The organism is Clostridium ganghwense (genome assembly GCF_026735165.1).
Lineage (GTDB): Bacteria > Bacillota > Clostridia > Clostridiales > Clostridiaceae > Clostridium_H > Clostridium_H ganghwense.
Map to the genome: position 1 here is coordinate 14459 of NZ_JAPQES010000009.1, position 13668 is coordinate 28126.

The 13668-nt window shown below is 28.9% G+C and carries 10 protein-coding genes, 7 tRNA genes, 2 rRNA genes and 1 other annotated feature; of the genes, 1 reads left to right on the top strand and 18 read right to left on the bottom strand.

Going from position 1 to position 13668, the window contains the following annotated elements; translation table 11 throughout:
- Window positions 1–165 precede the first annotated feature (165 nt).
- Complete coding sequence (locus OXH55_RS19115; protein ID WP_268051755.1) at window positions 166–1053, top strand: phosphatidylserine decarboxylase; 888 nt, start codon at window positions 166–168, stop codon at window positions 1051–1053.
- Here OXH55_RS19115 and OXH55_RS19120 read toward each other — a convergent pair.
- The 18 genes from OXH55_RS19120 to OXH55_RS19205 form a co-directional block, all read right to left on the bottom strand.
- Entirely contained in the window at window positions 1048–1779 is a 732-nt protein-coding gene (locus tag OXH55_RS19120; protein ID WP_268051756.1) for an MBL fold metallo-hydrolase, read from the bottom strand. The two genes, OXH55_RS19115 and OXH55_RS19120, sit on opposite strands and share 6 nt — an antisense overlap.
- Window positions 1780–1893: 114 nt before the next feature.
- Window positions 1894–1970: transfer RNA gene (locus OXH55_RS19125), tRNA-Arg, on the bottom strand.
- A gap of 159 nt (window positions 1971–2129) precedes the next feature.
- Window positions 2130–2220, bottom strand: a tRNA-Ser gene (locus tag OXH55_RS19130).
- 32 nt (window positions 2221–2252) lie between these two features.
- A tRNA-Ser gene (locus tag OXH55_RS19135) sits at window positions 2253–2343 on the bottom strand.
- Between the two features lie 72 nt (window positions 2344–2415).
- Window positions 2416–2506 (bottom strand) — tRNA-Ser (locus OXH55_RS19140).
- Window positions 2507–2575: 69 nt separating this feature from the next.
- Window positions 2576–2666, bottom strand: a tRNA-Ser gene (locus OXH55_RS19145).
- A gap of 138 nt (window positions 2667–2804) precedes the next feature.
- Window positions 2805–4085: a serine--tRNA ligase gene (serS, locus tag OXH55_RS19150; protein ID WP_268051757.1), complete on the bottom strand. Its 1281-nt coding sequence runs from the start codon at window positions 4083–4085 to the stop codon at window positions 2805–2807.
- 82 nt (window positions 4086–4167) lie between these two features.
- Window positions 4168–4367 (bottom strand) — a binding site (T-box leader).
- A gap of 58 nt (window positions 4368–4425) precedes the next feature.
- Entirely contained in the window at window positions 4426–4653 is a 228-nt protein-coding gene (locus OXH55_RS19155; RefSeq protein ID WP_268051759.1) for a DUF1667 domain-containing protein, read from the bottom strand.
- A gap of 27 nt (window positions 4654–4680) precedes the next feature.
- Window positions 4681–6069 carry an NAD(P)/FAD-dependent oxidoreductase gene (locus tag OXH55_RS19160; RefSeq protein ID WP_268051760.1) on the bottom strand — a complete coding sequence of 463 codons (1389 nt, stop codon included), beginning with the start codon at window positions 6067–6069 and terminating at the stop codon, window positions 4681–4683.
- Window positions 6070–6245: 176 nt separating this feature from the next.
- Window positions 6246–7934, bottom strand: coding sequence for an ATP-binding response regulator (locus OXH55_RS19165; protein WP_268051761.1), 1689 nt, complete (start codon window positions 7932–7934; stop codon window positions 6246–6248).
- A gap of 141 nt (window positions 7935–8075) precedes the next feature.
- On the bottom strand, window positions 8076–10793 hold the full coding sequence (locus tag OXH55_RS19170; protein WP_268051763.1) for a UPF0182 family protein: 2718 nt from the start codon (window positions 10791–10793) through the stop codon (window positions 8076–8078).
- Between the two features lie 4 nt (window positions 10794–10797).
- Window positions 10798–11970 (bottom strand): DUF362 domain-containing protein, encoded by a 1173-nt coding sequence (locus OXH55_RS19175; RefSeq protein ID WP_268051764.1) that lies wholly within the window; start codon window positions 11968–11970, stop codon window positions 10798–10800.
- A gap of 75 nt (window positions 11971–12045) precedes the next feature.
- Entirely contained in the window at window positions 12046–12564 is a 519-nt protein-coding gene (locus tag OXH55_RS19180) for a transcription repressor NadR (protein ID WP_268051765.1), read from the bottom strand.
- A 35-nt stretch (window positions 12565–12599) separates the two neighbouring features.
- Complete coding sequence (locus OXH55_RS19185; RefSeq protein ID WP_268051767.1) at window positions 12600–13094, bottom strand: HD domain-containing protein; 495 nt, start codon at window positions 13092–13094, stop codon at window positions 12600–12602.
- Between the two features lie 107 nt (window positions 13095–13201).
- Window positions 13202–13277 (bottom strand) — tRNA-Ala (locus tag OXH55_RS19190).
- Window positions 13278–13280: 3 nt separating this feature from the next.
- Window positions 13281–13357, bottom strand: a tRNA-Ile gene (locus OXH55_RS19195).
- Between the two features lie 6 nt (window positions 13358–13363).
- Window positions 13364–13480: ribosomal RNA gene (rrf, locus tag OXH55_RS19200) — 5S ribosomal RNA — on the bottom strand.
- 87 nt (window positions 13481–13567) lie between these two features.
- Window positions 13568–13668: ribosomal RNA gene (locus tag OXH55_RS19205) — 23S ribosomal RNA — on the bottom strand; the annotation flags it as partial.

The following is a 13668-nucleotide window of genomic DNA, read 5'->3' on the forward strand; positions in this document are numbered from 1 at the left end:
TTTCCAACAGCTAGTACAATTTTCTTATATCTCATTATACTTTGAATTACAGTTTTTCTCAATTATTCTATTTTCATTCCAAAAGAACAAGAAAAAACATTTGTTTTTATCTTCATATTAAAATAAAATATACTTAATAAAATCTAATTTATGTGAGGTTGTAATATGATTAAATACTTTAATAGAGAAGCAAATAGCTATGAAATTGAAAAAGTAGCAGGAGATAAATATTTAAAATGGACATATTCTTCTCCAATAGGTATGAAGCTTTTAGAGCTTTTGATAAAGAAAAAATTCTTTTCCAAATATTATGGATGGTATTGTGATACAGGATTCAGTAAAGGAAAAATCCAAAAATTCATAGATAATTTTGATATAGATGAAAAAGAATTTAAAAAATTAAAATCTAACTATAAATGCTTTAATGATTTTTTTACAAGAGAGCTTGTAACAGAAGCTAGACCTATAAACTATGATAAAAGCGTACTTATCTCTCCTGGAGATGGAAGAGTTCTAGCATATGAAAATATAGATATTAATAAATTAATACAAGTAAAAGGCTTCACATATAAGCTAACAGATTTACTACAAAACTTAGAATTAGCTGAAAAATATTCAAAAGGTTCTTGTATTATTTTAAGGCTTTGTCCAACAGATTATCATAGATTTCATTTTATAGATAATGGTATCTGTGATGAAACTATAAAAATAAATGGAAGTTATTACTCTGTAAATCCTATAGCTTTAGAAAAAATTCCTAAATTATTCTGTGAGAATAAACGAGAATACAGTATTTTTCACTCTGAGAACTTTGGTGATGTGATATTTGTAGATGTTGGAGCCACTTGTGTAGGTTCAATAATACAAACTTATGCACCTTGTAAAAAAGTTAAAAAAGGCGACGAAAAAGGGTATTTTAAATTTGGTGGTTCAACAACAATTTTATTTTTCGAGAAGGATAAAATTAAAATAGATAGCGATATAATAGAGCAAACCAATACAGGTTTTGAAACAAAAGTATGCATGGGTGAAAAAATTGGTCTTAGATTATAATTCTAAGACCAATCCTACTCTAGCTTTAATTACTTCTCCACTAAATTGTTCTTTAGCTTCTTTAACCAATTCATTGAGATCCCCATATTGAGGTAAATGAGTTAATACTAATTTTTTTACATTTGAATTTACGGCAATTTTTCCAACTTCCCCAGCTGATAGGTGTCCTTTTAGCTGTCCTGTTTGCCTATTGAATAGACTACATTCACACAAAAATATGTCTGCATTTTGTGATATTTCAAGAACACGCTCACACCATTCAGTATCTGCACTATATGCAAATACTCTTCCCTTTTCTTCTAATCTCATACCTAAACAAGGTGCACCATGATTCATCCATTGGAATGCAATATTTAAATCTCCAAAACTAAGTTTAGCATCTGGATCTATTGGGTGTGCAATACAAAAATTTTTATATGTTAAATTATTGAATTTTTTATCTAAATTATGTGCATATATCTCTAAGGGCTTTTTTCTCATCCCTAATTTATATGCAGCTGCTGTCTGATATTGTAAACAATATATATCTGAAATATGATCTGCGTGATAATGTGATAAAATCACAGCATCTATCATATTTAAATCTATATAATTAGAGAGCTGTGAAAGTACTGCTGAGCCACAATCTATTAGTAGATTTTTATCACCACTTTGAACTAAATAACCAGATGTAGCTTCATTTTTTCCTGGAAATGAACCTCTATAACCTATTACTGTTATTTTCATATATTCACCTTCTTATTTATTATATGTAGCATTAAATATATTAATATTATTCTCTATTTTAATAATGTATATAACAATAAAACCCTGTAATCATTAAGATTACAGGGTTTTTTCTGGTGCGTCGGAGAAGATTCGAACTCCCGACCAACTGGTTCGTAGCCAGCTACTCTATCCAACTGAGCTACCGACGCATATTATAATTTCAATAAATCTATATTAACATAGGAATTATAAAAAATCAATAGTAAACCATTACTGCAGGTTAGGCCAACTCGCTATAACTCCTATGTAACCAGGATTAGACATCTCTTAGACATCATTAAAAAACACTCAATATACATTGAGTGTTATGGCGGAGAAAGAGGGATTTGAACCCTCGCGCCGGTTACCCGACCTACGCCCTTAGCAGGGGCGCCTCTTCGGCCACTTGAGTATTTCTCCATATGTCCTACTTTTAAAATAATAATTTTAAATGGCGGAGAGATAGGGATTCGAACCCTAGGTACGCTCTCACGTACGCCGGTTTTCAAGACCGGTGCCTTAAACCAACTCGACCATCTCTCCATAAGTTACTTTAACATTCTATCATGTTAACTTAAATCTGTCAACATTTTTTTAAAATTATTTAATTTTAAATGGCGGAGAGATAGGGATTCGAACCCTAGGTGCGCTCTCACGCACGCCGGTTTTCAAGACCGGTGCCTTAAACCAACTCGACCATCTCTCCATAAATTACTTTAACATTCTATCATGTTAATTAAAATTTGTCAACATTTTTTAAATTATTAATTTTAAATGGCGGAGAGATAGGGATTCGAACCCTAGGTGCGCTCTCACGCACGCCGGTTTTCAAGACCGGTGCCTTAAACCAACTCGACCATCTCTCCATGTTGTGACGATAATTATTATATCAATTTATCGTCACAATGTCCACTTTTTTTTCTATATTTTTTCTGTATTTTTTATGTTAAATTTTCAAATTTTTTCTTCCTATAATTCAGGTTGAAAAATACCTTTTCTAGGCACTATTTTATTTCTGTTTTTCCTGCCATGTATGGTCTTAAAGCTTCTGGAATTGTTACTGTTCCATCTTCATTTTGGAAGTTTTCAAGTATGGCTGCTACAGTTCTTCCTATTGCTACCCCTGAACCATTTAATGTGTGAATAAATTCTGGTTTAGCTTTTGCATTCTCTTTATATCTTATATTAGCACGTCTTGCTTGGAAATCTTCAAAATTACTACAGCTTGATATTTCAACATATCTATTGTAACTTGGCATCCAAACTTCTATATCATATTTAAGTGCTGCTGTGAATCCTAAATCACCTTTACAAATTCTAACTACTCTATATGGAAGACCTAACCCCTTTAATACTTCTTCTGCATCATTAGTTAACTTTTCAAGCTCTTCATAAGATTGTTCTGGTTTAGCAAATTTAACAAGCTCTACTTTGTTAAATTGGTGTTGACGTACAAGTCCTCTAGTATCTCTTCCTGCTGAACCAGCTTCTGCTCTAAAACATGCACTATATGCAGCATGTTTTACTGGAAGCTCATCTCCACTGAATATTTCATTTTTATAAAGATTAGTTACAGGAACTTCTGCTGTTGGTATTAAGAAATATCCATTATTTTCTACTTTGAATGCATCTTCTTCAAATTTAGGTAATTGACCTGTTCCTATCATACTATCTCTATTTACCATATATGGTGGAAGTATTTCTGTATAACCATGGTCAATTGTATGCTTATCTAAGAAATAATTTATAACAGCTCTTTCAAGTCTTGCTCCCAATCCTCTATATACAGTAAATCTTGAACCTGTAATCTTTCCAGCTCTTTCAAAATCAAGTATATTTAAGTCTACTCCTACATCCCAGTGTGCTTTTGCTTCAAACTCAAAGTTTCTTGGTTCTCCCCATTTTCTTATTTCAACATTATCTTCATCAGTTTCTCCATCTGGAACTGCTGGATTTGGAATATTAGGTATTCTTAATAATATATATTTAATTTTTTCATCTACTTCACTAAGTTCTGAATCATGCTCTTTTATCTGATCAGAAAGCTTCTTCATTTCAGCCATTACACCACTTACATCTTTTCCTTCTTTTTTAAGCTTTCCTATTTGACTTGATTCACTATTTCTTTTACTTTTTAATTGTTCAACTTCAACTAATATTTCTCTTCTTCTTTCATCAAGAGCTATAATCTCATCTATTGATTTTGAGTCGAAATCTTCTCCTCTACCTTTCATTAATTCTTTAATTTCTTCTGGATTATTTCTAATTCTTTTTAAATCTAACATATGTATTTCCTCCTTATTTCTATAAAAATTAATTTTATTTTGAATTTTTTTCAATAAAAAAAAGCCTTATCTCCCCTATTAAAATAGGGACGAAAAGACTCCGCGTTGCCACCCTAGTTGACTTATATTACTATAAATCCACTTGTAAATTTAACGACTTTTGCCGTATTGCTCATCACAATCCCTCGGAGATGGATTCACAAAATAACTGGTATCGATTTTCACCAACCATCGACTCTCTTAAACCAACCATTAAGTTACTTTTCTCTTCAAAGGTTTAAATATCAATTTTTAATTAATTATAATTATAATATTAGAAATTGTCAATAAATTATTTTATCTAAAATATATTTTTGGCACAAATTATATCTACTCCTGTATTTAATATATTCCTACATATTACATCTCCTATTTTTATTGGAGCCCCTATATGTATTCTACTTAAAGCTTTAGAACATTCGATAAGTAAACTTTTATCAATCGGTTTATTGCTTTTTACAGGAACTACCTTCTGTTCTGACCCCTTTATTCTTACAATAGTCGTGAAAATTTCTTTAGAATTTTTCATAACACCGGCCCCCATCTAAACTCTAATTTACATATCATCAAATTCTTTTATTCTATTTAATAGAATTTTTGAATTCTTAGAATCCTTAACTATATCAGTTAAATTTTTATTAGTTTCCCTTGCTAAAATAGATACTATCTTATTCATACAATGTGCACCTCTGCAACTTCCAGAACCTGCCCCAGTTCTTCTTCTTATTCCTTCAACAGTACGTGCCCCTAAAGGTCTTCTTATTGCATCTACTATTTCTCCTTCTGTTACCATACTACATGTACAGACTATTTTGCCATATCTTTTATCTAAACTAATAATCTTTTGTCTTTCTTCATTTGATAACTCACTAAATTTATATATTTCTCTTCTCTTGTCATTAAAGTCACTTTTTAATTTACAGTTCAAATTACTTACTACAGTTTCACAAATTATTTTTCCGATTGAAGGTGTCATAGTAACTTCAGCATAATTTTTACCAGTAACTTTTATATATCCCTTATGCACTAAACTATCATCTATTACTATAGTGTCATCATAAAAAGGCTCTTCATAAAAAGAATTAATATCCTGAGGTCTTAATCCATCAATTAAAGAATTTATTTTTTTATAACCCTCTTCATAGTTTAGATTTTCTTTAGTCTTTATAGCAGCTATATAATTTCCTTGAACAGTAGGACACATGTATATACTTTCATCCTTATTATAACTAAAAACCATATTTGAAAAATGCCCTTTAAAGCTCTTCTCTATTATAAAATACTTAATCTCCCCTACTCTTTCACATATATTTTCTTTAAATCCATCAATATTATAATCCTCAGGAGTAGTATTTATAACCATTCTGCATGTAAATTTATTTTTATTAGTTTCAACCTTATATCCCCTATTAATCTTCTTTATGTCTTCTACTTTTTCTTCAAGCTTGAAAGCTACTCCATTATCAAAAGCTATTTCTCCATATGCTATACCTACTTCATATGGACAAATTACTCCTGTGTTTTGAGAATATAGAACTTTATTTACTTTAACATTCAAATTAGGCTCTAATTCATAAGCATATTTTCCATCTAATAGAGCTATATTAGAAATCCCTCTTTTAATTGCCCTATTATACATATCTTCTAGTATTTTTTCTTCTTCTTCATTTTTAGCTATTAATAAAGATGCTTGCTTTTTACATGGAATATTAAATTTTGAAGATAAATTATTTATTATTTCATTTCCCATAACTTCTAGCTTTGACATAATATTATTATCACACTGTACTCCATCATATATTATAGCTGAATTAACTAAAGCAACATCATCTACTATATCATAATCCTTCTCTATAAGAGCAATATTCAAGCTGTACTTTGATAGTTCATAAGCTACAGCACAACCTATTAATCCCCCGCCTAATATAAGAACGTCATAATCCATAATATTCCTCCTATGTAACTTATACTACCTTATAAATCACTTAACTTTAATAATTATTGGTAATTAATTATTAAGTTTTTCCTCATATTATATTATAAGCTTTTTTTGTATAAATGCACAAATATATTCAGATTTTTATAAAAATAAGGTATTTAGATTAAATCTAAATACCTTATTTATTTATTAAATTTTCTCTTTTCATATAATAATAATAATTCTTTTATCTTTTTCCTATTTATAGGTTTATTTAAAATAATGTCAATATTTTCCTTAGTTTCTTCACTTAACTCTCCAGTCCATCCTGTCATAAGGCAAAAATAAACATCATTATTTATTTTTTTTACTCTCTCTGATATTTCTACACCATTTACATTTGGCATAGAAAAATCTGATATTATAATATTATATTCTCTTTTCTTTAATTCTTCTTCTATTTCATCAATGCTATCTAGATAGATTTTCTTAACTTTACACTTAGCTACAGACTTAATCATCTCTGCAACTACATTTCTAATATTTTCATTATCATCTATCACCAAAACATTTCCTGAAAAATGAATATATTCTTCTTCATTAATATAATTTCTATAATTAATATTTTCGTCATTTTTACAAATAGGCAGGTTTATTTTGAAGGATGTTCCAACATGCTCCTTACTTTCAATTTCCATAACGCCTTTAAAATATTGTATTATTTTATATGAAATACTAAGTCCAAGTCCAGATCCTCTTTCTCCCTTAGTGGTGAAAAATGGTTCAAATATATTTTTTTGTATTTCCTTGTTCATACCAATACCATTATCTCTTATCTCTATGACCACATAATCTTCAACATCCCTATTTAATATTTCTATCTTTCCTCCTTGTGGCATCGCATCAATTGCATTAGTTATTATATTTATAAAAACTTCTCTAAGCTCTGTAGAATATCCTTTAACTTTAGCCTGTGATTCTAATTTTGTACTTACATTTATTTTCACTCCATTTACTATACTTTGTGTTAACCATTTATTTTGAGTTAACTCAACTGCATCCATAATTGCTTCATTTACATGGAATATCTCTACTTCATCTGTATGATTATAACTCTTTGTTAATTTTTTTACTTTATTAGTTATATTGCTACCATCATATGCACACATTTCTATAATATTTAATTGTTTTAATATAGTTTTATCATGACTATATTTATCCCTTAATAGTTGAACCGCACCTATTACAGGCGTTAATATATTATTTATATCATGAGCAATACCAGATGCCAGTTCCCCTACAGCTCTAAACTTCTCATTTTCAATAAGTTTATTTTTAAGTTCTGCATATGATTGAAGAATATATGTAGCTTTTTCAACTTCATCACTTCCATTAAAAACAAGCTCTTTACCTCTATCGCAAACTACTAGATTATCAAATTCTTTACAAAAACTATTTAAAATATTTATATCACATTTTATATTATTTATGTATACAATATTTCTTATATCTTTATCCTGACAATATTCTTGAACTTTTTTTATATAATAATCTAAATCTTGTAATAAATATATTTTCTCTATAATGTTCTTTAGATACCATAAAATTCTATATTTTCCTTTTATATCTGACAAATCTTTTAACATAGATAAAAAATATTCATAATTAATATTATTAGAATCATATATCTTTATTAATATATTGTCTGAATTTATGTTTTTAACTAAATTTCCAAATATATTTTCTAATTCTTTGTAGTATATAGTATCAGTCAAAATCACAATTTTTTCTTCTTCATCTAAGCCTTCTAAAATATATTTTCTAATAATTTCTGGAAATTTTTTAACACTAAGCTTTTCAGTATTTATGCATATACAGCTTTTGTTTTCCATAAATTTTATCACCTCTATAAATCCTGTACAATAAAATATTCGACATATTTCTATTATTCCCTTTGTTTTTTAGAAAATATTGTATAAAAGATAATAAAAAACAAAGGAAGATATCTTCCTTTGTTTTTTATTAATTTTTTATTATTTTAAACTATTTAATCTTTTTCCTAGGCTTTGTATATATTCTCCATATTTAGCCCAATCACCATTTTTTTGTGCTTCTAAAGCTTTATTATATAATTCTTTAGCTTCTTTTATAAGAACACTACTTTCACTTACAGTACTATCGTCTTCAATAATATCTACAGTATCTTTTTTATCCTCATAATTAAATAACTGCTTAAGTGCCTCTTCAATATTTTGAGCTAAGACCATTTTATCGCCATAAGAAACTACTACTCTCTTCATTTCAGGTATACTTCTCTCTCCTTGAGCTCTTAAATACAGTGGTTCAATATACAATAATGAATTATCTATTGGAATAATCATAGTATCTCCAAATTGTACTTGTGAACCTTCCTTATTCCAAAGAGACAACTCCTTAGATATTGTAGTATCTTGATTTATTTTCTGTTTGAATAATATCGGACTGTTTACTGTTCCTGTACCTGTCGGGAATTTATATAAAGCTAATTTACCATAATTGTCTTTATCCATTCTAGCACCAAATAAAGCTATCATATTTTCTCTTTGATACTGGTTAAAGTATTGAATTAGAACCATTTCTTCATTCGCTTCACCAGGTAATTTCATAATAACATATGCTGCTTCATTTAAGGTATCTTGTCCTTCAACTTTCTTTTGATTTCTAGCTATATCCCATATATTTGTGCTTCCAAAGAAAGAATCTGCATTGTTAACGTGATATTTCTCCATAACTTTACACTGAGTAATAAAGTAGTCTTCTGGATATCTAAAATGTTCCTTAAATCCTTCTGGTACCTCCTTAATATCTTTAAAAAGTTTAGGGAAAATCTTAGAATAACTATTAATAACAGGCTCACTTTTATCAATTATATAAAAATCTGTAGTACCATCAACAGCATCTACTATTACCTTTACTGAATTTCTTATATAATTAACACCATTTATAGGTTCTGAAAAAGGATATCTATCCGATGCTGTGTATGCATCTATTATCCAATATAATCTGCCATTATTAACTACTACATATGGATCACTATCATATATTAAAAATGGTGCTATTTTTTTAACTCTTTCTAGTACATTTCTGTGTATTAAAATTTTACTCTCATTAGTTATATCTCTTGATAACAAGAAATTCATGTCTCTTTTATTTATAGAGAGTAATATTCTATTTAAAAGATTCATTTTTATTCCCGCTTTACCATCGTAATTACTACCAGCATTCTCTCCAGTTTCTTTTGCATAATCCAATTCTTTTAAATTAGTATTTACAACAGCATACTCGTTTGTTTTTTCTCCAAAATAAATTCTTGGATTATCAATTTTTATACCAGAAGTATTTTTAATAGGCATGTCTTTTATTATAAAATCTGGCTTACCTTCACTTGTAACAGAGTTAACCTTACTCATTACTACTCCATATCCATGAGTATAAATTAAATGCTTACTTTGCCATGTATTAGCTTTATCCTTAAGCTTCTGATAATCCACTTCTCTTGGTGATATAAATACTTGAGTGTACTTACCATTAATACTATATCTGTCTATATCCATATCATTAAATTCATAGTAATTTTTCTTACTTTCAACTTGATTATAAAATTCTAAAGCTGGAGCAACAGAATTTATTTTGATATTATCAACAGTAGCTCTATTTTCTTGTATAGATTGTTTGGTTAAGTTATTTTTTAATGGATATGATTTTTGCTCAATACCATCAATATCAAAAGCTTGTTTTGTATACTTAATATTATTCTCTATAAAAGGAGTTTCCAATCTTTTTTCATTTGATTTTACAACGAAATTCTGCCATAATCCTGAAACTATCCCTTCTGAAACTATTAATACAGCAATTAATACTACAGATATTATTATTGGCTTAACTTTAGATTTCAAAACACTTACAAATACTACAACAGCAGAAATTAAGGCAACAACTACTATTATTTTATAGAATCTAAGTGTAACATACGTATCTGTATAACTAGCTCCAAAAACAACTCCTCTTGGAGAATAAACTAAGTTCCAGGCTTTAATTGAATATCCAAGAGATATACAAAGTAAAACTAGTGCTCCAACAACAGCTAACTGTTTTCCTGCAAACTTAGTAATCCCACTTTTAAAATCAGTAATTTTAGAAAATCTCTTATCTCCTTGTCTACCTAAAGTAAGTCTATCTTTTGCATTCATAGCAAAATACATAAAGACTGTTATTACTACTAAAAATATCAAAAGCGATATAACAGCCTCATAAATTGATTGAATTAACGGCAACTTAAATATAAAAAATGATATATCTTTATTGAAAATAGGATCTTTAACATTAAATGTAGTTGCATTAGTAAATTGTAATATTCTATACCAATAAGTTGATGCAAAAGAAAAAGATATAAACAATGATATTAACGTATCTAATACTATTAATGTTTTTCGCTCTCTTTTTTCTTTTAATGAATCTACCTCTACTACCGTCTTCCACCTAATAATACTTTTTTTAATGCTCTTATAATAAAACCATATAGCAGCAAAACAAATTATGAAAATCGGTATCATTAATTTTAAAGTAGCAGTTATTTTTGTAAAGTATATGGATAAATAACCAACTTCACTAAACCACTTAACATTTATTATAAAATTAACAATTTGATTTAAAAATACTGCTACCAAAACTAAAATAAAAATTGCAGTTCCAATGAAACTTCTTTTTTTCATCACTTCACCTCTTATCCATTCTTAGTATTTTCCCTAAAGTGGAATACTTTGTATCTATAGCTCCTACAGGACATAATTCCTGGCAGCAAAAACATCTTATACATCTACTCATATCCCATTTAGGTATTAATTTATTATTTTTATTTATCATTGTTATCACTTTTGGGGTTTCTGGACAAACTTCTCTGCATCTTGAACAACTAATACATTTATCTACTATTAAACTTGGATTTGGAGCTATCATTCCTCTTAAAAAATTAGTAACAGCTGGACTTATGAAATAAAAATTTCCACCTTTTCTACAAAGCTTAAAATCATCTGCTTTCATATTTTCTATAGACTCTCCTAACACTTCTATTTCTTCTGGAAGAACAGCACCCCACTTATTATCATAAGCTTCCTTTAAAACAGGAGTATCTAATGGATTATCATATCCAATAAGTCTTGCAGCAACGGAATCTACTGCTGTAACACTTTTGCCCATCACAATTGTATTCATTTTTTTAGAACTGCCATTTTTAGGACCATTACCTTCCATTGCAATAATACCATCTAATATAGCAAAATCTGTGTGTACTAAAGTATTTAAATCTAATAACATCTTACAAAAATTATTAGCATTGGGCATTCTAGTATGCCAAGTAGCCTTTTGTGTTCCTGGTATACATCCAAATTGATTTTTTACTGCTGCCGTAAAATAAGCCATAGCATGAGTTTTAAGCTTAGGTAAAGTTATAACTACATCTGCTTCATATGCTGCCTTTGCTACATTCCATGACTTACAAAGAATAGAATCATCAAGCTTTACATGAATACCTTCCTTAAATCCATCAAATTTCACTCCATATTTTCTCGCAACTTCCATAAGTCCTGATTTTTCTGCAGCCTTTGTTGAGTCTCCAAAGCCAGGGGAATCCCCAAAAATTATATTATTAGAGTAATCCTTTATTATCCTAATTACAGCTTCAAATACTCTATAATTTGTAATTACAGGGGATTCTTTTCCCTCTATACTCAGCATATTAGGTTTTAAAAGTACTTTACTACCTTTTGGTATTAAATCTCTTAAAAAAGCATCCCCTCCCAATAATTTAAAGCCTTGCCTAATTGTTTTTTCTATAAGTTCTACATCATAGTCAGTACATTTTAAAAGAGCAACTTGTTCTTTTATATCCATACATTTATCCATCCTTTAATTATCTTTTATGAAAATTTCATTTGACTTATAGTTTTTATTATTTCATACTTAAACTTAATACTCTTCAATAAGGTATCCTTTGTCTTTTAACTCTTTTATTATTTTATTCATATTTTCTTCTTCATCCACTTCTATAGTATGCAAATGTATACCCCTTGTAAGTGCTAAAAGTGGTTTGGCATTATATTCCTTTACTTTCTTTACAAAACTTTGAATATCATATAAGGTCTTTATCATAAGCATTGCTTTAATTTCACCATATAAGGGATGTTCAACAATTACATCTTTTACTATTCCTCCATACTTAACAATACACTCTAATTCATCTCCTATATCTTCTCTATTATGAGATAAAGGTAAAATTTTACATATATTCTTTTCTTCTACTTTAGGCATCAAATATCCTTCTGGAGTAGCAATTATATTTAATCCCTGTGCTCTTAATATAGCTATATCTTTAACTATAACTTGCCTCGTTACATGAAGCTTTTCAGCGATATCCTGCCCTTTCTTAGGAGTTTCAGAATTTATTAATAAATTTTCAATATACTGTCTTCTTTCTTTTGCCCCCACTCTATCACCACCTATATATGTATTTTAAAATTATATTAATTATTGCTATCACATTGTTTTAATATATTTAGTTCTTTATCTCCTATTATATCATTATTGTGATGATTTTTTACTAAATACAAAAATCTTTCATCATAGCCATGTTCCTTTAAAATATGATATCCTTTTTCTCCATGATTATAATAACTATCAACTAGTTTTAAATTTTCATACTTTCTAATTTTATCTTTAAATACTTTATCCAATATAACAATAATTGATTTTTCAAATAAATTTAATCCATTGATTATTTTTCCAACATCATGTAATAAAGCTGCTTTAATTAAGTTATCATTACATATATTATTTTTAAAGCAAATTTCTTTTACATCTTGTGCAGTTTTTATAGAATGTTTTTGATCATAAACAACTAATTTATAAAATAATAGTAATTCATTTTTATTAAGGTATTGTTTTAAAAATTCTCTATCTTGAAGATTTATTTCAGAAGTTATAGCCCAATAAAATTGTTTTATTCTATATAGAGCCATTTTATATTAATCATTCCTTTCTTTTGATTCTCAAATAATATTATACTATATATATTATTTCAAATTATCAAAAAATAAAAAAACAGCCTTTTATAAGACTGTTTTCATGGTGGAGATAAAGAGATTCGAACTCTTGACCCCCTGCGTGCAAGGCAGGTGCTCTCCCAACTGAGCTATACCCCCATATGGTGGACCTTCAGGGACTCGAACCCCGGACCTACCGGTTATGAGCCGGTTGCTCTAACCAGCTGAGCTAAAGATCCATTTTTACCCGGCGACGACCTACTCTTCCACACCGTCTCCAGTGCAGTACCATCGGCGCTTTGAAGCTTAACCTTCGTGTTCGGTATGGGAACGGGTGTTACCTTCAAGCCATAATCACCGGATACAATTTGCTGGTTGATAATTTGTTGTTGACAATTTCAAAAGAATGTTTGAATTATTCTTTCAAAATTGCACAGTGAATTTAATTATTGATCAAGCCCTCGACCTATTAGTATTGGTCAGCTGAATGCATTACTGCACTTACACCTCCAACCTATCAACCTGGTAGTCTTCCAGGGGTCTTACTAGC

Bases quoted from the DNA above. Each gene is read 5' to 3' on its own strand.
- OXH55_RS19115 (WP_268051755.1), top strand. From the start codon at position 166: ATGATTAAATACTTTAATAGAGAAGCAAATAGCTATGAAATTGAAAAA.
- OXH55_RS19120 (WP_268051756.1), bottom strand. From the start codon at position 1,779: ATGAAAATAACAGTAATAGGTTATAGAGGTTCATTTCCAGGAAAAAAT.
- serS (WP_268051757.1), bottom strand. From the start codon at position 4,085: ATGTTAGATTTAAAAAGAATTAGAAATAATCCAGAAGAAATTAAAGAA.
- OXH55_RS19155 (WP_268051759.1), bottom strand. From the start codon at position 4,653: ATGAAAAATTCTAAAGAAATTTTCACGACTATTGTAAGAATAAAGGGG.
- OXH55_RS19160 (WP_268051760.1), bottom strand. From the start codon at position 6,069: ATGGATTATGACGTTCTTATATTAGGCGGGGGATTAATAGGTTGTGCT.
- OXH55_RS19165 (WP_268051761.1), bottom strand. From the start codon at position 7,934: ATGGAAAACAAAAGCTGTATATGCATAAATACTGAAAAGCTTAGTGTT.
- OXH55_RS19170 (WP_268051763.1), bottom strand. From the start codon at position 10,793: ATGAAAAAAAGAAGTTTCATTGGAACTGCAATTTTTATTTTAGTTTTG.
- OXH55_RS19175 (WP_268051764.1), bottom strand. From the start codon at position 11,970: ATGGATATAAAAGAACAAGTTGCTCTTTTAAAATGTACTGACTATGAT.
- OXH55_RS19185 (WP_268051767.1), bottom strand. From the start codon at position 13,094: ATGGCTCTATATAGAATAAAACAATTTTATTGGGCTATAACTTCTGAA.